This is a genomic window from Chryseolinea lacunae (assembly GCF_016735595.1).
In the GTDB taxonomy this organism is placed as follows: domain Bacteria; phylum Bacteroidota; class Bacteroidia; order Cytophagales; family Cyclobacteriaceae; genus Chryseolinea; species Chryseolinea lacunae.
On the sequence record NZ_JAERRB010000003.1, the window covers coordinates 546,323 to 567,637 of the forward strand.

Sequence of the window (21,315 nt, forward strand, 5' to 3'; positions counted from 1 at the left end):
CTATTTAAAGTGCTTCAGCAGGATGAGTTCCTCTTTGGTGAGGAAACGCCAGTCGCCGCGACTCAGGTCTTTCTTGTTGAGCCCTGCATACACCGAGCGGTCCAGTTTCACCACCTGATACTCCAGCGATTCGAAAATTCTTCTCACCACGCGGTTCCAGCCGATGTGAATTTCAAGACCGATGGTTTTGCGGTCTTCCGAAACAATGGCCAGATCGTCTACCATGGCGCGGCCTTCTTCCAGCTTCACGCCGTCGAGTATGGCCTGCGCATCGTTTTTGGTGAGCGGTTTGTCGAGCTCCACTTTGTAAATCTTCTTCACATTGTAGGAGGGGTGCATCAGTTTGTCGGCCAGGTCGCCGTCGTTGGTGAGCAGCAGCAGACCCGTTGTGTTTCGGTCGAGACGGCCCACGGGATAGATGCGTTCTTTCACCTTGGCGCCAATGATGTGCATCACGGTGTTGCGTTCCTGCGGATCTGCGGTGGTGGTGAGAAAACCCTTCGGTTTGTTCATCAGGATGTAGACGGGTTTTTCGGCGCGCAGAACTTTGCTTTCGTGGCGCACTTCGTCGGTGGGGTTCACTTTGTAGCCCAGTTCCGTAATGGTTTTTCCATTCACGGAGATGAGGCCCATGGTGATCAGTTCGTCGGCTTCGCGTCGTGAGCAAACACCGCTGTTGGCGATGAATTTGTTGAGACGGATTTTGCCGGTTTGTGCCGGGGCAGCCACATCGTTTGTGTTGACTTTCTCGGCAGCTGCTGCTTTGGAAGCGGCGCCGCGGCGCACGATGTTTGCCTTGTCGAATTTTTCGAATGGACGATCGGCGCGTTCCGGGCGTGCTTCTTTGTCGGCACCGGCATCTTCACCTTTTCGGGTATACGTTCTTTTGAAGGGACGGCTCATGTTGCCGTCGTCAAATTTTTTGCGGAATGTTTTTTCTTCACCACCGTCGGCCGACGTTTTTTTGTCGAACGATTTCCGGGGACGTTCTTCGCGGTCGCCAAACGATTTTCTTACGGGTCTATCACCTTTGGCATCGCTGTCAAACTTCTTGTAAGGTCTGTCGCTCTTGCCTTCGCCATACGACTTCCGCACGGGTCTGTCGCCTTTGGCGTCGCCATCAAACTTCTTGTAGGGTCTGTCGCTTTTGCCTTCGCCATACGTTTTCCGTACAGGTCTGTCGCCTTTAGCGTCGCTATCAAATTTCTTATAGGGTCTGTCGCTTTTGCCTTCGCCATACGTTTTCCGTACGGGTCTGTCGCCTTTGGCATCGCCATCAAATTTCTTGTAGGGTCTGTCGCTCTTGCCTTCGCCATACGTTTTCCGCACAGGTCTGTCGCCTCTGGCATCGCTATCAAACTTCTTGTAAGGTCTGTCGCTTTTGCCTTCGCCAAACGATTTTTTAAAAGGGCGTTCTGTTTTTCCTTCGGCGTTAAATTTCTTGAACGGGCGCTCGCTGCGGCCTTCACCAGCATCTTTGCCAAACGACGATTTTCTCGGGCCTGAAGACGCCGAAAAGCTTTTCTTCTTGTAGGCAGGTTTGTCGTCGCGGTCTTTGCCAAAAGGCTTCGACGTGCGTTTTGAAGAAAATGAGGAGCTTGAATCGGAATCTTTGCGGAAAGATTTTCCGGCAGGCTTTCCTGCTTTCTTATAGGGCTTGTCGTCAGATTTGCGCGCAGAAGACTTGCCTCCTGGAGTGGTTCTGGATGATGAAGTCTTGCGACCTCTTGATGAACTGGAGGAATCAGATCTGGGCATCGTTGTCGGTTTCGGGTTGGTCGGAGCCGGGCTCGGGTTGTGATTCGGAGCTGCTCTCGGGTTGTTCTAATGTTTCGGTTTCGGTGTGTGTCTCGGATTCGAACGATGCTTGCGTTTCGGATTCGGCACGTCCCTCCAATTCAAACGCCGACGGTGCGTCGCTGATCTCGGGGTTTTCGCCAATGGTGTTCACCTCGTTGGCGAAGTCTTTTGGCACGGGCAGTTCATTGATGTCGTTGATGCCAAAATACTCCATGAACTTGGGCGTGGTGCCATAGAGCATGGGGCGGCCGATGGTGTCGGCCTTGCCGGTGATTTCGATGAGGCTTTTATCCAGCAGTTTTTGAACGGCATAGTCGCAGTTCACACCGCGAATGTTTTCGATCTCTGTTTTTGAGATGGGCTGTTTGTAGGCAATGATGGAAAGTGTTTCCATCGCCGAAGTAGACAACCGTTTTTTGGATTGCTGCTTCAGCATGATGCCGATGCTGGCCTGGTAGGCCGGCTTGGTCAGGAATTGATAGCCGCCGCCGGCGCGGAAAAGCTGGAACGAAAACTCTTCGCCCAGAAATTTTTCCTCCAAACGTTGAATCGCGCCCATGATGTCTTCTTCCGGAACATCGGCATTAAACATCTCGGAAAGACACGCTTTGATGTCGACCACTTTGATGGGCGACGGCGTGCAGAAAATGAGGGCTTCTATATGGTTTTGAAGAAAATCCACGGGTAGTCGGCGGTTAATAAAGATACGCTAAAATTCCGGAAGTAAAGTTCCCTCGCCGGTGGGTCCACACCGGCGAGGGCAAAGGGAAAGACGTTAGTCTTGTTGCATCATTTTCGCTTCGATCGACTGTGTTGTGTGGGGCACAGCGATGAGGCGTTCTTTGGGGATGAGTTTGCCCGTGACAGAGCAAATTCCATAGGTTCCGTTCTTGATTCTCACCAGCGCGTTTTCGAGGTTGGTGATGTATTTCTGCTGGCGTGCGGCCAGTTGGCTCAGGTTTTCTTTTTCTGCTGTTTCGGCGCCGTCTTCCAGCACTTTCGTGTTTCCACCCGAGGTGGCGTCGGTGCCCTCGTCGTTGTTACGATTCAGGGTTTCTTTCAGGATGCGATATTCGTCGCGGGCTTTGTCGAGCTTCTTGTTGATGAGCGCTTCAAATTCCTTCAACTCGTCTTCGGAATAACGTGTCCGGTCGTCGCCGGTCGTTGATTTCGGTTGCTTATGCGCAATAGGTCTCTGATTTGGCACAGGAAAAATGTTTAATTGTGGCGGTGCCGGCTTCGTTACAACCGGAGCGGGTTTTGGTGTTGCCGGCCTTTCTACTTTTTCAACTACTACTTTCTCTTTCTTCGGAGCGACCACTTTCGCTGCAGGTTTCTCAACCACCTTGGCTACGGCTTTTTCAACCTTTGGCGTAGGCTTTTCCACTTTCTTTTCGGCTACAACTTTCTTCGGCGCTGCTTTCTTGGCCGCCACCGCTTTTTTGGCGGGAGCTTTGGGAGCAGGTTTCTTGGCTACAACCTTTTTGGCTGGAGCTTTTTTAGCTTTTGCCGCCACAGTCTTTTTCACTTTCGCTGCTGGCTTAGCTTTAGCGGGAGCTTTCTTCACCGCCTTCGAGGTTGTCTTCTTCGTTTTAGCCATAAATGGGGTTTCTCCTTTAGTAAAAGATGCGCAAAATTATGCGTCCATCCACGAAAACAAAAATATTGGTCTAATTAATTGCCGATCCGTCGTTCTGATTAAATTTCCACGCCTTTCTTAACCTCATTTTTGGTGTATGGCGAAATTCCCCCTCCCGTTTCTCCTTTCCCTGGCAATCGGCGACGTGCCGCGCATGGGTAAGAATACGTCACATAACGACACGAATCCACGGCTTAGTACATCGGCCTTTCACGGCGCTGCCACCCTCTCTCGCACCGAAACCAGTCAGCGCAGGAAACGAAGGGCTACCCGCACCTCACGGCCGCGCTGGAGCGTGGAAACGAAGCAGCCCGGCAACGTCATGGTGACAATAAAATTCATGAAAAACACTTCGATGTTCAATACCGGCAAGGAGGCCGAGCTGCATGAGAGAAATTGAATCGCTCATCCCCCATCGCAACCCGTTTCTCTATGTGGACGAAATCCTCTCCTTTTCGAGGGAAGAAATTGTGGGTGTAAAGATTTTCAGCAGCGCCGATGCATTTCTGGCGGCGAGCTTTCCGGAATTCAACTACGTTCCCGGTGTGGTGCTCGTCGAATCGATGGCACAATGTGGAGGTGCCGGCGTGAAGAAGCTGGGTTTCTCCGAAGGTCTTTTTGCCTTGGCGGGAATTGATTCGGCCCAGTTTCTGAAAGGCCTGGTCTATGAAAAAACGTTCACCATGGTGATTAAGAACATTCGCTTGAGCAACAAACTCATCAAACAATCGGGCGTGGGCTATTGCGACAACGCGATCGTGGTGGAGGCAAGCTGGACCTGCGTTCGGATTCAGTGAACACTGCGCCTGCAGACAACGGTTAAAAAAAATCAGGCTGCTAAAATTGTGCAGCAACCACCACGGTTTTGCGAAATACCTTCAGGTGTCCTTCCGCATCAAACACTTCAAACCAAATCATGTAAGCGCCCATTCGCGCTTTGTCTCCTTCGTCGCGATCGCCGTCCCATCGAAAAGATCCTTCCGTTCCCAATGTGGTGTTGTGAGCAATGACCTTCACCTGCCGGCCCTGTGCGTCGATCACTTTCACGTTGGCCACATAGCCACCGCGGTCGAAAGCATAATGGATTTGCGTGAAGTCGGGCTGGCCTTGCAAGGGCACAAACACCTGTGGCAACACGTCTATAGCTTCGCCAGTTGCCTGTCGGGCAGGCGGGGCGTTGGAGTTTAGATAACCCGGTGTGGCAAACCCGACGGTGGCGCTGGCCGACTTCCAGTTTTCGATGGCGTTGGTAGGTTGCTGCATCGAAATGCGCTCAAGCGAAACACCTTCGTCGTCCTTGACAAACACCGAATGCATTTCTTTGGTGTAGGAAAATTGATCGACGATTTGCCCTTCGGCATTCATCAAAACAACAGACCCGGCATCGTCGGCCCACGATGGCAGAGCGGTCACTTCCAGGAAATTTTCTTCCCGCGAAAGCGGATATTCTCCCTTCAACAAATCGCCATCTACGGTGAGCACCACATAGGCCCCCGGCGCCACAAGAAAATCATCGGGCGCGATCACTTTTGCCTTTTGGGCATTGTCGTCTTCCTCAGTGGCAAGCGACCAGTTCTTCAGGTTCAGATAGTGTGTTGATGTGTTCACTATCTCCAGGAAATCCACTCCAGTGGGACGGGGGTTGAAAAGCAATTCATTGATGACCACGTCAAGGCTATCGGCGGTCTGGGGCAGTCCGAACGACACCGTGGCGACGTTCATCCGATTGCCGGAGCAGTCCTCAATATCGGACAGGGTCAGCGCATAGCGCGTGGACGGTTGCAGCGGCGTCTGCAAAGAAAGCCTTAGGGAAGTGAGCGAGACATCGCCAAACGATAGTTGCCTGAAGGTTTGCGCCGGGTCGATCGAGAATGATGAAAGGTCGGGCAGGACTTTGTTGAGCGTTTCGTCAAAGGTCAGCACAATTTCGGTGGCCGAGGTGGGGATGGCCGCGCGCAATACCGGCGCCGTTAGGTCGGGTTTGCTGGCGAAGACCGAGTTTTGGCGGCCGGGTGTTCCGCCGCTTGGGTCGTCGCTGGCCGTCCAGTTTTTGGCACCACCGCACAGATTTTCGGGGTCGATTATTTCCAGCGCCCAGCCCCCCTGTTGCTTGTCGGCATCGCCAAACCAATCGGCCAGATAGCGAACCGAATCGATCGTGACACCCCGCTCGTCCTTCAACACCACGAAATCGCTACCGTTGTTCAATGTGGGGAAATTGGCAATGAATAAGGCATTATGTACTTCGGTAAATCCTGTGGAGGCACTTGTCAGCACCGCAAAATCTCCCGGAAGCAGTATAAACTCGGGCAACGTGGCGGCTGTACTACCGTCTGTTAGCCGCCAGTTCTTTAGCGAAAACGGCGTGCCGCTCCGGTTATAAACCTCCACATATTCGGCCTCGGGCAGCCTGATTTTTGGCGAAGGATCGGCAAAAATTTCAGAGATCAGGAGGTCTTTAAACGTTGCGGTTGCCGGGGCCAGGTAAGTAAAGTCCCGCACCGCAACAGCCATGGCGTTGCCGGCCAGATCACGGACCCCCTGCACGCCCAAGGTCGTAGCGACGCCGTTGACGAACGCATTGGCAAACAAGAGCTCGACGGTTTTCTGGTCGGCAAGCAAGGTCGCCGAAACCGGTGCCATGGAGTTTGACCCCACAGCATAGTTGGCAGTGTTTTCTGCCGAAGCCTGCTCCAGGCTCTCAGAAAAAAGCACGGCAAGCCGTGTTGATGAAAGCACCATGATGCTGCTCAACGCCGGCGGTGTTTTGTCCGTTACAGCATGACCGGTGACGCGGAAATTGTCGAAGGCAAATTTGTCGGACCGTGTCGCGGTGAAGGTGCACGACAACCCCGTGTAGTTAGAGGTAAGGGTGGTAACGTCGGTTTTTGTTCCTTCCAGCGTGAGACCTCCGTTGTTAACGTCGGAGAACAGTTGCCAAACACCAGAATCATCGCGCGTGACTTTTATTTTCACGTGCACGCTGGCAAGATTCAGGCGACCGTCGGCACCGTCGATGAGTTTCTCTAGTGTGAGACCTTCCTGTCGAAAAAGACTCACGTCGTCGGTAGCGCCTCCGATCTGCACAAAGTAGCCGGTGAGGGCGGCCGAGAGCGTGGGCTGGTTTGACGCGAGGTAGAACCGCGCATAGTTGGTGGCCGAAGCGTTGAAGTCAAGCCACACATCTGCTTCCCACGTGGCATCTTCCAATGCGGCGCTTTGCGTGGAGAGATAGGCCATATCGCTGACGGCTGGCGCAGAAAGTTTGAGCTGTCCGGCGGTGACCGTAAACAACGTATTGGTGCCGGTCCATACCGGATTGTGGGTGAAGTCGCCATCGTCGAACGCGTCCGACGCTTGAGCGAACATTTGTTGGGTGGGGAGGGCAGCAAAAAGGATTAGAAAAATTGCTGCTGTAAACGTTTGCAAGTTTGAAAACCTGCATATTTGCGTCCTGTTTTTCATAAGCACAACGGGAAAGTTTAATTTTGCAACCATTCTAAATATAAACAAAAAATGAAACTCGCAGTAGTCGGCGCCACCGGATTAGTGGGCCAGGAAATCCTCAAAGTATTAGAGGAAAGAGGTTTTGAATTTGATGAACTCCATTTGATTGCCTCCGCCAAATCGGTGGGCCAGGTAATGAAGTTTAAGGGTAAGGAATATACCATTAAGAGCATCGAAGAAGGCGCCAAGCTGGGAGCAGACATTGCTATTTTCTCGGCCGGTGGAGGAACGTCGCTGGAGTGGGCCCCGAAATATGCGGCCGCCGGCACGACCGTGATCGACAACTCGTCGGCATGGAGAATGGACCCTACAAAAAAACTGATCGTGCCCGAAATCAACGGCCATGAACTGACGATAGACGACCGCATCATTGCCAACCCCAACTGCTCTACCATTCAAATGGTGATGGCCCTTGCGCCGCTCCACGTGAAATACAGAATGAAGCGCATTGTGGTGTCTACCTACCAATCCGTTACCGGAACGGGTAAGGACGCCGTGCAACAAATGATGAACGAACGCAAAGGCATCGATGGTGCGAAAGTGTATCCGCACCCCATCGACATGAACGTGCTTCCGCACATCGACTCGTTCATTGACAATGGCTACACCAAAGAGGAAATGAAGATGGTGAACGAAACGCGCAAGATTTTGGGCGACAACACCATTGGCGTTACGGCAACCACCGTGCGCATCCCGGCCGTGGGTGGTCACTCCGAAGCCGTGAACGTGGAGTTCTACGAAGACTTCAAGCTCAGCGAAGTGCGCTCGATCTTGTCGACCACGCCCGGTGTTATTGTTCAGGACGATCCAAAGAACAATATCTACCCGATGCCCATCAATTCGCACAATCGCGACGAAGTGTTTGTAGGAAGAATTCGCCGCGACGAGTCGCAGCCCAATACCTTGAACATGTGGATCGTGGCCGATAACCTCCGCAAAGGAGCCGCCACCAACGCCGTGCAAATTGCAGAGTACATGACTGAGAACAGCCTGGTGTATTAATCACCGAGCATCATAAAAAAGAGAAGAGGTCACGGTAACGTGACCTCTTTTTTTGAGTTGATTTTTTATCTGTACTATTCCGTCCAAACCGTCAACGCCCCCATCCACCTCCACCGGGTGTTTTAATAACGAGGCGATCGCCCGGAGACACGCGCGTTCCATCAACGCCCCGCAGCTTCTCAATTTTCCCCGAATGTTTGATGATGAATTGTTCGCCCGTTTTTCCGGGTCCGCCACCCTTCATGCCATAGGGCGCCGACACACGATGTTGCGAGAGCATATTGATGTCGAGTGCTTCGTTGAAATAGAACTCACGCACAATGCCGTCGCCACCTTTCCATTTTCCGGCACCACCCGAACTACGGCGTATTTCAAACCTCAACAACCTTACGGGATAACGAAACTCCAGAATCTCGGGGTCAGTGATGCGCGTGTTGGTCATATGCTGGTGCACGGCATCGGCGCCGTGGAACCCCTGCCCTGCGCCCACGCCACCACAAATGGTTTCGTAATAGCCAAAGCGTTCGTTGCCAAAAAGAAAGTTGTTCATGGTCCCCTGGCTGCAGGCCGAAAGACGCAACGCTTTCAGCAACGTGTCGGTTAGGCGCTGGCTCACTTCGGTGTTGCCGCCCACCACGGCCGGCGATTTTTTGTTGTCGTCGAAAAACTTTGGGTTCAGCAGGCTGCGCGGCAGGATGAGTTTCACATTTCGAAGCAGGCCTTCGTTTAGCGGCACGGCTTCATTCACCCAAAGGCGAAGCACATACAGCACCACGCTGTTCATAATGGCCACGGTGGCATTGAGATTTCCCGGCCGCACATCGGCCGTGCCGGTGAAATCGACGTGCAGGGTGTTCTTCTTTTTATAGAGGGAAACGCTGAGTCTTGCGCCATCGTCTAAAAATTCTTCTGCCTTAAACGGCGTGACGGGCAATGATTTTATTTTTTGCTGCATGAGCAATGCCGCGTGTTGTTTGAGCAAGGTCATGTAGGTGCGAACGTCATCGAGCCCAAACTGTGTGCAATAATTTTGCAGCGACTCAGCGCCCAACAGCAACGCGGCCAGCGCGCCATTGAGGTCGGCAAGATTCTCCTGGAGCGCGCGTGTGGGATAGGGCGCGGACGTGAGCAGTTTTTCAATGTGTTCCCATTGGGGCACGCCGCGCTTCACTAGATACGTTGGAGCAATCACTACGCCCTCTTCTTCCAGGCATCGCGCATCGGCCGGCATGGACCCGGGTTTCTTGCCACCAATTTCGGCGTGGTGCGCACGATTGGTCACAAAGCCCAGTCGTTGTTTTCGATAGAACACGGGCTTGATGAGCGTGATGTCGGGCAGATGCGAGCCGCCAAAGGCGGGATGGTTGGTGATGATCACATCGCCATCGCGCATGTCTACAACGTTCATGACCGACCGCACACAAACACCCATGCTGCCAAGGTGCACCGGAATGTGGGGCGCGTTCACCACGAGGCTACCCGACGCATCGAGCACCGCGCACGAAAAGTCGAGACGCTCTTTCACATTCACCGAAAAAGAGGTACGCTGCAACAAGGTGCCCATCTCCTGCGCCACCGACGTGAAGCGGTTGGTGAATAGCTCCAGCAACGCCTCGGCCGAAGCCACCGTTTTTGTTTTGGCAACGCGCACATGGCGAACATGCGCATTTTGTTTTTCGTCAAGATCAAACCGCCAGCCTTCCTCCAGCACCAACGTGGAGTTAAGACTGCTGACGAGCGCGGGACCTTCTATGCGTGCTCCCGGAGAAAGTGTCTCCCATTGAAACACAGCACAATTTTTCCATTGGCCCGCAACAAACATCGACTTGCGCCTAGTGACCACCGGTGCATAGGTTTTTGGTTTGATAGGGTCGGGCACTTGTTCGATTTCGCCGGCGGTCACAACCACCCGCAAGGATTCTACTTCGATGTCGCGGTCGCCCAACCAATGGCCGTATACTTTTTTGTATTGGACGATAAAGTTTTTTGTTAAAGTCTGAACATCGGTGAAGGTCACTTCCAATGAAGTTTCCTGTCCTTTCAGGCGAAGAAAGATCAGCCGATGTTGGTCGATGTGCGGCACACCATTTTTAAAGTTCCGCGACAAGGCTTCTTTTGCTTCGTCGAACAACACATCAAACCATGTGGTGAGTTGTTGAGCCACGTCGGCAAGTTTGGTAAGCACCAGTTTTTCTTTCACACTTTCGAGACGCGCATGGCCGATGCCATAGGCACTCAGCAAGCCGGCGTCATAGGGAACAACCACGTGCTGAATGTTAAGCATAGACGCCAGTGCGCAGGCGTGCTGCCCACCGGCACCACCAAAGCTCAGCAAGGCATAGTCGCGCGGGTCGTGTCCGTTGCGCAGGGACACTTTGCGAATGGCGTCGGCCATTTTTTCGTTGGCAATGTCGATAAAGGATTGGAGCACATCGTCTCTTTTAGGCACGGTGCCTTTCTTTGGTTTCATCCGCCCGATCACCTTCGTTAAGGCATCACGGGCGGCATCAAGCCGAAGTGGAATCGAAAAGCTCTCATCGTCCAGTCTTCCCAACAGGGCATTCACGTCGGTGATGGTTAACGGTCCACCGGCACCGTAGCATGCTGGCCCGGGACTTGCACCTGCGCTGTGTGGACCAACAGTGAAACGGAAACCGTCATAGTCACACACCGATCCGCCACCGGCTGCAATGGTTTCGATGGCCAGCGATGGCGAGAGAATTTTCAGATCGCCCACGGTCGCCTCAAAGCGATAGTCGGGCCGACCATCGCAGCGCGACACGTCGGTGCTTGTGCCGCCCATATCGAATGTTAATATTTTTTCGATGCCCGACTGCTGGGCTTTTGTGAGCGCGCCCATCACACCACCGGCAGGCCCACTGAGCAAGCTGTCTTTTGGTTTGAAATCAGAAGCCTCCAAAAGCCCACCGGCACTCGACATCACTTTCAGATCGGCAGACACCAGCACCGATTGGATGTTGCCGATGTAGCGGCGAATGATGGGATCGAGATAGGCGTTGACCGTGGCGGTTTCGGCCCGCGGAAGTATTTTGATTTGAGACGAAAGCTGCGACGAAAGCGAAACGTAGGCAAAGCCACCATCGCGCAACGCCTTCCCTACCTGCAGTTCGTGTTCCGGATTTTTGTAGCTATTCAAAAACGCCACAGCCACCGATTCAATTTTCTTTTTCCGCAAACGCAACACGATCTCTTCCATACCCGAAAGGTGCGGCGCCAGAAGTATGGTCCCCTCGGCTGCGATGCGTTCGTCCACTTCCAGCACGTCGGCATAGAGCGGCAAGTCTTTCACTACGTTGAGGGCAAACAGATCTTTGCGTTGTTGATTGCCAATGCGCAACAGATCCTTGAAACCTTTGGTGACCAGCAGTGCCATCTTTGCTCCCTTTCGTTCCAACAACGCATTGGTGCCGCGTGTGGAACCGAGTTTCATTTCCAAAGGAGGAAAGGATTGGGATAGCGAGGTTTGCGTGATCCACCGCGCAGCAAACACAGGCACTTCCTCGCCTGTGAAAATGTCTATGGTGTCGCTGTCAAAACTTTTCGGAAGGGATTTATCAAACGCAATTTGCTGCAACGTTTCATCGTAGCGGAGGATGGTGGCACTTTCAACAGAAGACTTTCCCCTCTGCGTTTTTGACTTCGAGGCCCATCGCACCTGAAAACCTTTCAAAAAATCGGGCGACGCTGCGATAGGCAGACGCACTGTCAACAAGGCGTCGCCGGCACGTTGAGCACGAACCCGCAGCAATCCACTGCTCAAAACTTTCAGGCGTATCCAATCACCCTGCGGCGACAGCGAAATACAATCGGTGAACGTGCCTCCCGTGTCGACCCAGATTTTCCAGGCCGGCGTGTTGTGCGACAAATCTTCCACACGGTCAATTAAAACAAATATCGGATGAAAGCATATAGCCCCAGCACAAGAAGTGCAATGCCGGGCACCTTTTTGAGACGTGAGCTGTGCTGAAATTCAGACACCACTTTCTTGGCGAGGTAGGCCATGATGACCAGAATGACCAGCACGCCAATGGAAGTGCCGAAGATGTAGCTGTGCAGGCGAAGCGGTGTTGAAAGGTTGATCCATTGCTGGCCGTTCAGATAGGCCGTGGTGCCAATCCAGAACGGAATGGCCAGTGGGTTGAGAATGCTCAGCACGATGCCGCGACGAAACCCGCTGTTGTTGAACTTCTCCGAAAAGGCCGAAGGTTTGCTGTCGCCGGTGGGCCAAAGGTTGAGGATGCCCAGGGCTGTCATCACAATGGCGGTGATCAGCTGCATGTTGGCCACAATAACGGGTGTGGAGGTGATCATCTGCTCGAACACCACGGCAATCCACGCATACGGATATTCGATGATGGCCACGGCCAGGATGAAGCGCCACGCGATGGCTATTTTTTTCTCCATGCCCAGTTGAAGCACGCACAGGTTCAGCGTGCCCGGTGGAATGGACCCGATGAAACTGAAAAAAAAACCCATGGCAAAGTTCAGAACAACAATCATGTGGATTGGGTGGCGGCCTTAAACTTCCTGTAGTAGATCAATCCTTCCCTCCAGGTCGTGTAGCGGGCGCCGCGCTTTGAATTTTCACGGGCAATAATAAAGATATTACGCCAGTGTGTAAAGAGCACCCCAAGGGCTTTGCGCAGCGAGTAGCCCGGCTGGTAGATGTGTGCCGGCTCGGCCCCGCACCCGTTCAGTTCCATTATTTTGACACGCCCGGCATAGAGGTCGTCGGGCGAAGCACAACGCAGGTCGAAGCGGCCAAAGTAGAAACCGTCAATTTGCTTGCTGATGCGGTCGAACGATGCTGACAGTTGCGGGGTGATGAGCGAGTTGCCGTCGAGAAATTTTGTGCCGAGGCAATGGTTGCCGATCGACACCAATTCCAACACCTGCCCTGCGCCCAGCACTTCTGTTAGCCGGTTGCGATACACTTCTTGCAACGTTTCCCATTGCAGCTTCGCGCGGTCTTTGGCGAGAATGAGTTGTTGCAGCGTGCGCTTTCCGTCGCCGGTCACGGTCAGCATTTCTTTTTTCACCACCGAGGTGACGCGCCCCGTTTCTTCGTTGGGGAAGCGGGTGTAGAAAACACCGAACTCCAATGGAAGGTCCACAAGCTCCTGAATCATGAAATCGAATTTCATTCGGGCCAGATAGTGATCCACGTCATTTTCGGTATGAATGCGTTTCACCATGAACCCGCGCTCCCCCAAATCGGGTTTGAAAATGACGGGAAACTGAAAACCATTTTCACGAAGGTGTTTCAGAACGTCGTCTTTGGAAGCCCCCGCTTTTACAAAAGCGGTGTTGGGCACATAGGCCCGCGGCACCTTGCTGAGAATTTCATATTTCGATTCCCCAAACATTCCGCCCATGGGGATGCCGGGGTTGGAGGCCGAGAAAAAAAGTATGGAGCGTGCCCGAAGCGATAACCACGCGAAATAGAGCATCAGCGGAAACTGCACAATGCCGAAGGGCCAGTATTCCCAGTGTTTGAGCTTGATCGAAAAATTGCTGCGGCTTAGCTTCTCCAGAACAGACATCCGTGGTTTCTCCCTTAGTGCGTGGGCGTGAAGGTAGCTTCTTTGTAGCGTATAGTGGACGCGGCAATTCCGAAATCGGGCGCGAGGATCACATAAGGCGCAATTTCGCGAACGCCGATTTTCATGATGGCCATGTGGTGCACGGCATGTTCGATGTTGTAGACCAGCTCTCGGGTGGCGGTGGTTTCGATGGTGAGGAAATCTTCTTTTTCAAGGTCGTAGCCAACCTCGAGGCGCAGCGCTTTTTCCTCCAGGGTGTCGACAAAAAATTTGATGCGGCCAATGGTGTTCAAAGCAATAAACTTGTCGCTCTCAATCAGCTTGTCGTGCGCGCGCTTGTCGTAGTTGATGATGCCCTGGTGAAACCCGTTTTCGAAGCAGATAAAAAATTCAAGCGTGTGGCGCAGGTGTTGACCCACCGTGGAGTGACTCAGCGTTTCGGCCGGCTTCACAAAATCATGTTCATGAAGTTGACTTACCAGGTCGGTAAGCTGTGCAAGAATATTAGAACATGCCTGGTTCAGGTTCATAGGGGGGAGTTAAAGTTCGAAGTTAATTGAAAACGATTTATAAATGTAAACGAGATTGTGCTGTCGGTAAAAAAATTCAGACTACTGAACATATTTGTGCCAATTGCGGTCGCCTGACGCTTTCAATTTTTTTTCATTCTCTTTCCAATCTTTCAAAGTGTTGTTGCCCCAGAAATTATAAAAGAGATACACCTTGCCGTCGAGGATAGTAAAAGTTTCCGGATCAACCTTCACCTTCTCACCCGTCTCACCCATGGCGTAGGCGCACCATCCGCCGTAGGCAGGTTCGTATTTGTCGGGATTAGCCTCGAAGGTGTTGAGATTAGCCTGCGTGGCAAACGTATAAGTCAATCCTTTGTGCACACTTTTGAACCGCGATTCGCCTTCCAGCGGTTTGCCACTGAAATAACTCACGGCGTCGTAGCCTTCCAGCGCAAGGTTGTTCTTCACATTGAACTGTTTCTTGCGAACCTCGTCAGACTGACCCTGTGCCTGACCGATAATAAATACAAAGAGGATGGCCCTGTAAATTGTTTTCATCGCTACTGCATTTTTTAGTAACATGGTGTGATGTTTATGGTTGAAAGGCCTTCCAGCTTCAGGATCATTCATTGCCCCGGGTAGATGACCTAGATACGAAAAGAACCCAAAGATGGATTTATCAGACTATCCGAAATGTCGTCGCCGTTACAAATGGCACGCTTGATGCACGGACAATTATCAGCGCCTTTTATTAAACAAATCAACCAACCGCCAAATGAAATACAGTATCGCCCTGATCGTACTTCTCAGCAGCGCAGCATATGCCCAGCAGCCCGATCTGGCTGGAAAGGCCAACGCATTTCTGGCAACGCTATCCCCCGAATTGCAGGAGAAAGCACGCTATACATTGGAAGACGACGAACGACTGAACTGGCATTTTGTGCCCACAAAAAGAAATGGCGCCTGTTTCCGCGACTTCAATGCCGCACAGCGCGCTGCCGGGCTCGACTTGCTGAAAACGTCGTTGAGCACACAGGGCTATCAGAAAGCAACAGCCATTGTGGCCCTTGAAACTATTTTGAAGGACGTGGAGAAGCGCGGACCCGACGACAACTATCGCGACCCGTTGAACTATTACATCACCATTTTCGGAACGCCTTCGGCCGATGCACCCTGGGGCTGGCGTTTTGAAGGACACCATGTGGCGCTCAATTTTTGTTCGATAAACAACAACATCGAATCGTCCACGCCATCGTTTTTAGGATCCAACCCGGGCATCGTTCGCCAAGGCTCCGAACGTGGTAAGCAAGTGTTGAAAGACGAAACAAGCCTGGGCTTCACGCTCGTCAATTCACTTTCGGACCCGCAGCGCAAAGATGCCATCATCGCTGCCGAAGCCCTTCCGGAAATTGTGTCGTCCGACAAGCGCAAGGCCGCTGCGCTTGACCCGCGGGGTCTGTCGTATGGGTCCATGACCGAGCAACAAAAAAACATACTCCTGAAATTGCTCGACCTCTATGTGAAAAATTATGAATTGGGCTTCGCGTCGAAGCTGATGGCAAAAATAAAAAAGGCGGGCATCGAAAACCTGAGCTTTGCCTGGGCGGGAAGTTTGCAACCCGGTGTGGGCCATTACTATCGCATTCAAGGCCCCATGCTGCTCATTGAATACGATAACACCCAAAACAATGCCAACCACGTGCACACCGTGGTGCGCGATCTCACCAACGACTTTGGCGAAGACATTTTGCGCGAGCACTATGCCCGCGAACATTCACAACACTAACGGCAAACGTTCTCGATCCTGTCCACACGCCGCCTGTAAACATCCAGGAGGGTCCAGTTTGAAAAGTGATGCAAAAAGCATTTTCATAGCAATCATTTTTTAACTTGGCTTTCGAACCACCTATTTCCAGCCTTTGGAAAAACCTATGATGAAGAGACTACTATGCCTGTGGCTTATGACAATCGTCATGAGCAGCGCCATCGCGCAAACAAAAAAAATCAATCCCAACAAAGACGCCGTCATCAAATCGATTGACAAACATCAGCAGGAACTGATCAAGGTCAGCGACGAGGTGTGGGCCTATGCCGAAACCGCCCTCAAAGAAGACAAATCCGCAAAAGCACTCGCCGACTATGCCGAGGCGCAAGGCTTTCGTGTGACACGCGGTGTTGCCGAAATGCCGACGGCTTTTGTGGCCGAATACGGATCGGGAAAACCCGTCATTGGCATTATGGGCGAATTTGATGCGTTGCCTGGCATCTCCCAAAAGGCACAACCCGAAAAAGAACCCCTGGTGAAAGGCGCCGCCGGTCATGGCTGTGGTCACAACCTCTTTGGCGCAGGTAGCCTCGGTGCCGCAGTTGCCATTAAAGAGCTGATGCAGCAAGGCAAAGTGAAAGGAACCATACGCTTTTATGGCACACCCGCCGAAGAAAGCGTGGGCGGAAAAATCTATATGGCACGCGAAGGATTGTTCAAAGATGTTGACGTATGTCTCGACTGGCACCCCGATGTTGAAATCTCGGCCAACATGCAAAGCTCACAAGCCATGGTCGACTTTCAGGTGGAGTTCAAAGGCAAAGCCGCCCACGCGGCAGCCGATCCCTGGAACGGACGCAGCGCGGTTGATGGCCTCGAACTTTTTCTCGATGGCGTGAACATGCTGCGCGAACATGTGAAACCCAGTGTGCGCATGCACTATGTTATTCAATCGGGTGGCGATGTACCCAACGTGGTGCCCGAGTATGGTAAGGTGTGGATGTGGGTGCGCGACTCGAAACGCGAAGGCGTGGAAGAAGTGTTTGCCCGTGTGAAAGACATTGCGAAAGGCGCAGGACTGATGGCCGGTGTGGAAGCGACCGTGACCGTGAAAACCGGCGACTATGAATTGCTGGTGAACCGGAAAGGCGCAGAAGCCCTGCAGAAGAATCTTGAAATCCTTGGCCCCATCACCTACACCGAAGCCGAAAACGCCTTCGCGAAAAAAATCCAGGAAGTGAGCACCGGAAAACAAACGGGCCTCGATGGAAAGATCAGACCCCTGAAAGAAACCCGTGAGAATCCTGACGGCGGCTCAACCGACGTAGGCGACATCAGCTGGATTGTTCCCGAAATCACTGTGCTGGTCACCACTGCGCCCGGCAATGCGCCATGGCATTCGTGGGCCGTTGTGGCGTGTGGAGGCATGTCGATTGGTCACAAAGGATTGTTGTTCGCCGCAAAGTCGATGGCCATGACCATGGTTGATCTTTATGAAAACGAAACACTGCGGAAAGACATCCGCGCGGAATTTGAGAAACGCCGCGACGGTCATGTATACAAGGCCTACATTCCTGAAGGACCTCCGCCCGTGCCTGCAAAGGAATAGAAATAGAAAGAGTAGGAAGAAAAATTAATAGTGCTGGTTCTTTATGCTGCCCAATCAGGCAACGTAAAGAACCAGTCCTTTTAGGTACTCACCTTCCGGATGAAAGATAGATACCGGATGGTCGGCAGGTTGTGCAAGATGATGCAACACTTTGATTTGACGTCCCGCCTGAATGGCCGACGAAACAATGGTGTCGTAAAAAAGCTGACGGTCCACCACCTGCGAGCACGAGAAGGTGAACAGGATGCCCCCGCTCTTGATGGCCTTCATGGCTTCCATGTTCAGGCGCTGGTAGCCCTTCACCGCCTGGTGACGCGCGTCGCGGTGTTTGGCAAACGCCGGCGGGTCGAGGATGATGACGTCGTAGTGATCTTGTTTGTCTTTCAGAAAGTCGAACGTGTCTTCGGCATAACATTCGTGAACGTTGGGATTGAAACCGTTGAGGTCGATATTCTTCCGTGTCAACGCAATGGCTTTTTCCGAAGCGTCGACCGAGTGCACCAGTTCGGCACCCGCTTGCAGTGCGTAGACTGAAAATCCGCCGGTGTAGCAAAAGGTGTTCAGCACTTTTTTGCCTTTGGAAAAGTCGCCAAGCAGTTTCCGGTTTTCGCGCTGGTCCAGAAAAAATCCTGTCTTCTGTCCTTCTTCCCAATCAATCAGAAATTTATTGCCATGCTCCGCGATCACGTGTGGCACCGCGCTCATACCAAAAAGATATTCGTCTTTTTCGGGTGTGCGCACTTTTCCGGGAAGCGTAGACTGACTTTTGTAATAAACCGTTTTTAAGCCGTCGCCCAAAACCTGCTGCAAGGCGCTGCAGATGGCCTGGCGGTCAACGTGCATGCCAACGGAGTGCGCCTGCACAATGGCCACGCCGTCATAGTAGTCAACAATGAGGCCGGGAAGGCCGTCGCCTTCGCCGTGAATGAGACGGAACGCGTTGGTTGTAGTGGAAGGTAGGTTGGAAGCTTTTCGCAGGGCAAGGGCTGCTTGCAGCTTGGTGACCCAGAAATCGGCCGCCGGCATTTCGCTGTTTTGCGACAGCATCCGCACCGCGATGCTCCCGTTCTGATAGTGGCCGTAGCCCAGAATTTTTCCTTTGAAATTCACCACCTGCACGCCGCCGCCATCTACTACTTCGCCTTCCATGGCTTGGATGGCGCCTGAGAATATCCACGGGTGAAATCGTTCGATGGAATGTTCCTTGCCTTTTTTAAGCGTAATTTTTCCCTGGATGTTCATGCTGAAGTGCCCTCAAAGTGAGGGGCAAAAGTATCCAAAAAAAACTTACCGGAAGATTCTAAACCGGAGGGGAGAAATAAAACCAGAGTGCAACCACCACAAAGGAAACGACCCAGAAGATCAGCATCGCCCGCAGGCGCTTCAGCTTTCGGTGCTGCGATTCTTTATCCTCTCCATGCTCCGGATGGGTGGTTGGGTATAGGTCGTCCATAACACCGATTACGGTACTATGCCCGAACAAGTTTAGCGTTGCCACAACGATTTTCGGAAAAGGTTCCCCCAGGCACCACAAATACCGAAATACGGGTGACATTTATTTCACCCTAACGAATGTATAGTTGATTACTTTTCCATCACCTTCAATAGATGCCTTCAACGTTTCGGGTGTTCCTGTTTCGCGCCGATAGCGAATGATCTTGGGGAAATCATGCGTCGCGTTTTCGGCAACAAATCCGTTGACATCGTGCTGTGTGATTTTAAATTTCACAACGCCTTGCGGCCCCGCAACGTCTGGGGTATAGTACAAATCGTTTCCTTCCTTCATGAGTTTAATTTCCTCCGTCACCACGGTGTCGGCTTGCTTAACGCGAAACGAAATACCTTCCAGTGTGGCATGGTCGGCACTTTCCTTCCACACTTCAAACACCGGCTTGCCCGTGAGTTGCCACGTGCCCACAAGCCATGAAAATTCCTGACGCTGCGCAAAGACGCAGAATGGAAAAATAAAAACAACCGGAAGCAAAAGACGTTTTAGCATCACCTAAAGATAGCACCTCTTGCCGGTCATGTAAAAATGTCGCATACGTTTGAACCTAAATCCGAAAGTTTTCGTATTTAGCCTACATCCCCGTCAAATAGCTTGCAAAGGCGCTGTAAAGAAGACAGTTAGCAAGGTGAAGAAACTGACAAAAATTCCTCTTTTCACGTCTTGCCCAGTTTTTGTTGAGGGAAAAAACAGGATTTAAAATTCGACTGAGTATGAAAAAATTTGGTTCTCTCTTTTTAGCTGCCGTGCTGGGAAGCGCCTGCACGATAGCCTCGTTTCAATGGTTGGATAAAAAAGATCCAGCGACTACTGGAAATCTGGAATACCTCTCTGGCGTGCCGGCCTCTAAGGTTGCCTATCGCACCAACGAAAACGGCGAAACTGTTCCACTCGATTTCACTGCTGCGGCAGAAAAGGTGATGCCCGCTGTGGTGTTCATCAAATCAACACAAGACGGACCGCGTCGTCAGGAACAATCACAAAGCATGGATCCCTTCCGCGAATTTTTTGGACCACGCACACCGCAAGGCCCCTCACAAAGTTCCGGGTCGGGTGTCATCGTAAATGCTGACGGCTACATCGTCACCAACAATCACGTGGTGCAGGATGCCGACGTGGTGGAAGTGACACTCTACGACAATCGTTCCTACAAAGCCGAAGTGATCGGCATCGACCCCGACACCGACCTCGCACTCATCAAGATCAATCAAACGGGCCTGCCCTATCTTCCCTTTGTAGATTCAGACAAAGCAAAAGTGGGCGAGTGGGTTTTGGCTGTGGGCAATCCCTACAACCTCACGTCAACCGTCACCGCCGGCATCATCAGTGCCAAGGGCAGAAACATCAACATCCTCAACCGTAACGAAGGCGGCAACGGAAGCACGGCCATCGAGTCGTTCATTCAAACCGACGCGGCCATCAACCCCGGCAACAGTGGCGGAGCGTTGGTAGAGCTCAACGGTGGCCTGCTGGGCATCAACACCGCCATCGCCAGCCCCACGGGTTCGTATTCAGGCTATGGCTTTGCAGTGCCTTCAAACATCGCCAGCAAGATTGTGGAAGACCTCATCAAGTTTGGCACCGTGCAGCGCGGCTGGCTTGGTGCGTTCGTTGCCAGTGTGAACAGTGACCTCGCCAAGGAACATGGCCTCAAGGTGAACGAAGGCGCTTATATCTCTGGCTTTGCCGACAACAGCTCTGCCAAAATCGCGGGGCTTAAAGAAGGTGATGTGGTGATCCGCATCGACGAAGCCCCCATCAAATCAAGCACAGCCCTCATCGAGTACATTGGCCGTCATCGTCCCGGCGACAAGGTGAACATGGTGGTGAACCGGAAAGGCACCGAAGTGACCGTGCCGGTAACGTTAAAGAACCGTGAAGGAAAAACGGGACCCGTGGCCGTCGTTGAAAAAGACGGCGCCGCGGCCCTGGGAATTCAATTGGAAGATATTGATGGAAATGTCCTAAAAAAGCTCGATCTTGATCACGGTGTCCGCATAAAAGAGCTGGGCAATGGCAAGATTGCAAAGTACACCGACATGCGGGAAGGGTTTATTGTCTCCAAAGTCAACGATCAACCCGTTAAGTCCGTAAAAGAGTTTAATGAAGTTATCAGAAAAAAGAAACCTGGCGATATGCTGATTTTCTCCGGAACCTATGAAGACTTTCCGCGGGAGTTCAACTACGCTTTAAGAATGTAAAAACAGAAAAGCAATTATGAGGAGACTGTTTAGAAAAGGCGAACGTGTTCGCAGCAAGATTGATGGAAAAGTGGTGGAGGTTCTCAAGTACATCAAAAACAATTTTGTTGAAGTGAAATGGTTCGACCTGGAGGCAAAAGAGGTAAGGACGAACAAGATTAAGGAAGATAAGCTCTCGAAAGCAGCATAATCATGTAACCTGAAAACCC

Annotated in this window: 20 protein-coding genes; 8 read left to right on the plus strand and 12 right to left on the minus strand. The window is 52.2% G+C overall.

Annotated features, from left to right (window positions below; all coding sequences use genetic code 11):
• The 3 genes from JI741_RS32505 to JI741_RS11560 all read right to left on the minus strand — a co-directional run bounded on the left by JI741_RS32505 (position 1) and on the right by JI741_RS11560 (position 3,007).
• Complete coding sequence (locus tag JI741_RS32505; RefSeq protein ID WP_236676006.1) at positions 1–1,758, minus strand: pseudouridine synthase; 1,758 nt, start codon at positions 1,756–1,758, stop codon at positions 1–3.
• Positions 1,745–2,482, minus strand: coding sequence for an SMC-Scp complex subunit ScpB (gene scpB / locus JI741_RS11555; protein WP_202009427.1), 738 nt, complete (start codon positions 2,480–2,482; stop codon positions 1,745–1,747). The genes JI741_RS32505 and scpB overlap by 14 nt, the downstream gene beginning before the upstream one ends.
• Before the next feature lie 93 nt (positions 2,483–2,575).
• The gene (locus JI741_RS11560; protein ID WP_369411758.1) at positions 2,576–3,007 is read right to left on the minus strand and encodes a TraR/DksA family transcriptional regulator; all 432 of its coding nucleotides are present in this window, start codon (positions 3,005–3,007) and stop codon (positions 2,576–2,578) included.
• A gap of 7 nt (positions 3,008–3,014) precedes the next feature.
• Between JI741_RS11560 and JI741_RS11565 the strand changes: the two genes are divergently transcribed.
• The 3 genes from JI741_RS11565 to JI741_RS11575 are packed head-to-tail and all read left to right on the plus strand — an operon-like array spanning position 3,015 to position 4,236.
• Entirely contained in the window at positions 3,015–3,521 is a 507-nt protein-coding gene (locus tag JI741_RS11565; protein ID WP_202009429.1) for a hypothetical protein, read from the plus strand.
• A 15-nt stretch (positions 3,522–3,536) separates the two neighbouring features.
• Positions 3,537–3,839: a hypothetical protein gene (locus tag JI741_RS11570; protein WP_202009431.1), complete on the plus strand. Its 303-nt coding sequence runs from the start codon at positions 3,537–3,539 to the stop codon at positions 3,837–3,839.
• A complete protein-coding gene (locus tag JI741_RS11575) occupies positions 3,826–4,236 on the plus strand; it encodes a 3-hydroxyacyl-ACP dehydratase FabZ family protein (RefSeq protein WP_202009433.1) in 411 nt (136 codons plus the stop codon). Before JI741_RS11570 ends, JI741_RS11575 begins: the two co-directional genes overlap by 14 nt.
• Positions 4,237–4,276: 40 nt before the next feature.
• On the opposite strand, the gene JI741_RS11580 is transcribed toward JI741_RS11575, so the two are convergent.
• Positions 4,277–6,808: a lamin tail domain-containing protein gene (locus tag JI741_RS11580; protein WP_202009435.1), complete on the minus strand. Its 2,532-nt coding sequence runs from the start codon at positions 6,806–6,808 to the stop codon at positions 4,277–4,279.
• A gap of 147 nt (positions 6,809–6,955) precedes the next feature.
• Here JI741_RS11580 and JI741_RS11585 point away from each other — a divergent pair, with 147 nt between their 5' ends.
• Positions 6,956–7,948, plus strand: a complete 993-nt coding sequence (locus JI741_RS11585; protein WP_202009444.1) for an aspartate-semialdehyde dehydrogenase — start codon at positions 6,956–6,958, stop codon at positions 7,946–7,948.
• 91 nt (positions 7,949–8,039) lie between these two features.
• On the opposite strand, the gene JI741_RS11590 is transcribed toward JI741_RS11585, so the two are convergent.
• The 5 genes from JI741_RS11590 to JI741_RS11610 form a co-directional block, all read right to left on the minus strand.
• The gene (locus JI741_RS11590; RefSeq protein ID WP_369411759.1) at positions 8,040–11,843 is read right to left on the minus strand and encodes a hydantoinase B/oxoprolinase family protein; all 3,804 of its coding nucleotides are present in this window, start codon (positions 11,841–11,843) and stop codon (positions 8,040–8,042) included.
• An 8-nt stretch (positions 11,844–11,851) separates the two neighbouring features.
• Positions 11,852–12,469: a LysE family transporter gene (locus tag JI741_RS11595; RefSeq protein ID WP_202009451.1), complete on the minus strand. Its 618-nt coding sequence runs from the start codon at positions 12,467–12,469 to the stop codon at positions 11,852–11,854.
• Positions 12,466–13,512 (minus strand): ATP-grasp domain-containing protein, encoded by a 1,047-nt coding sequence (locus tag JI741_RS11600; RefSeq protein WP_202009453.1) that lies wholly within the window; start codon positions 13,510–13,512, stop codon positions 12,466–12,468. The genes JI741_RS11595 and JI741_RS11600 overlap by 4 nt, the downstream gene beginning before the upstream one ends.
• A gap of 14 nt (positions 13,513–13,526) precedes the next feature.
• Positions 13,527–14,042, minus strand: a complete 516-nt coding sequence (locus tag JI741_RS11605) for a hypothetical protein (protein ID WP_202009455.1) — start codon at positions 14,040–14,042, stop codon at positions 13,527–13,529.
• 81 nt (positions 14,043–14,123) lie between these two features.
• On the minus strand, positions 14,124–14,582 hold the full coding sequence (locus JI741_RS11610) for a YHS domain-containing (seleno)protein (RefSeq protein WP_202009457.1): 459 nt from the start codon (positions 14,580–14,582) through the stop codon (positions 14,124–14,126).
• A 217-nt stretch (positions 14,583–14,799) separates the two neighbouring features.
• On the opposite strand from JI741_RS11610, the gene JI741_RS11615 reads away from it, so the two are divergent.
• Positions 14,800–15,810 carry a DUF3500 domain-containing protein gene (locus JI741_RS11615; protein WP_202009459.1) on the plus strand — a complete coding sequence of 337 codons (1,011 nt, stop codon included), beginning with the start codon at positions 14,800–14,802 and terminating at the stop codon, positions 15,808–15,810.
• A 145-nt stretch (positions 15,811–15,955) separates the two neighbouring features.
• Complete coding sequence (locus tag JI741_RS11620) at positions 15,956–17,398, plus strand: amidohydrolase (RefSeq protein WP_202009461.1); 1,443 nt, start codon at positions 15,956–15,958, stop codon at positions 17,396–17,398.
• A gap of 54 nt (positions 17,399–17,452) precedes the next feature.
• On the opposite strand, the gene JI741_RS11625 is transcribed toward JI741_RS11620, so the two are convergent.
• From JI741_RS11625 to JI741_RS11630, 3 genes are all read right to left on the minus strand, one after another.
• Positions 17,453–18,640, minus strand: coding sequence for a class I SAM-dependent rRNA methyltransferase (locus JI741_RS11625; protein ID WP_202009463.1), 1,188 nt, complete (start codon positions 18,638–18,640; stop codon positions 17,453–17,455).
• 58 nt (positions 18,641–18,698) lie between these two features.
• Entirely contained in the window at positions 18,699–18,851 is a 153-nt protein-coding gene (locus tag JI741_RS32510; protein WP_236676007.1) for a YxlC family protein, read from the minus strand.
• A gap of 102 nt (positions 18,852–18,953) precedes the next feature.
• Positions 18,954–19,397 (minus strand): DUF6265 family protein, encoded by a 444-nt coding sequence (locus tag JI741_RS11630; RefSeq protein WP_202009465.1) that lies wholly within the window; start codon positions 19,395–19,397, stop codon positions 18,954–18,956.
• Positions 19,398–19,618: 221 nt separating this feature from the next.
• On the opposite strand from JI741_RS11630, the gene JI741_RS11635 reads away from it, so the two are divergent.
• Positions 19,619–21,106: a Do family serine endopeptidase gene (locus tag JI741_RS11635; protein WP_202009467.1), complete on the plus strand. Its 1,488-nt coding sequence runs from the start codon at positions 19,619–19,621 to the stop codon at positions 21,104–21,106.
• Positions 21,107–21,122: 16 nt separating this feature from the next.
• The gene (locus JI741_RS11640; RefSeq protein WP_160143602.1) at positions 21,123–21,296 is read left to right on the plus strand and encodes a hypothetical protein; all 174 of its coding nucleotides are present in this window, start codon (positions 21,123–21,125) and stop codon (positions 21,294–21,296) included.
• Positions 21,297–21,315 lie beyond the last annotated feature (19 nt).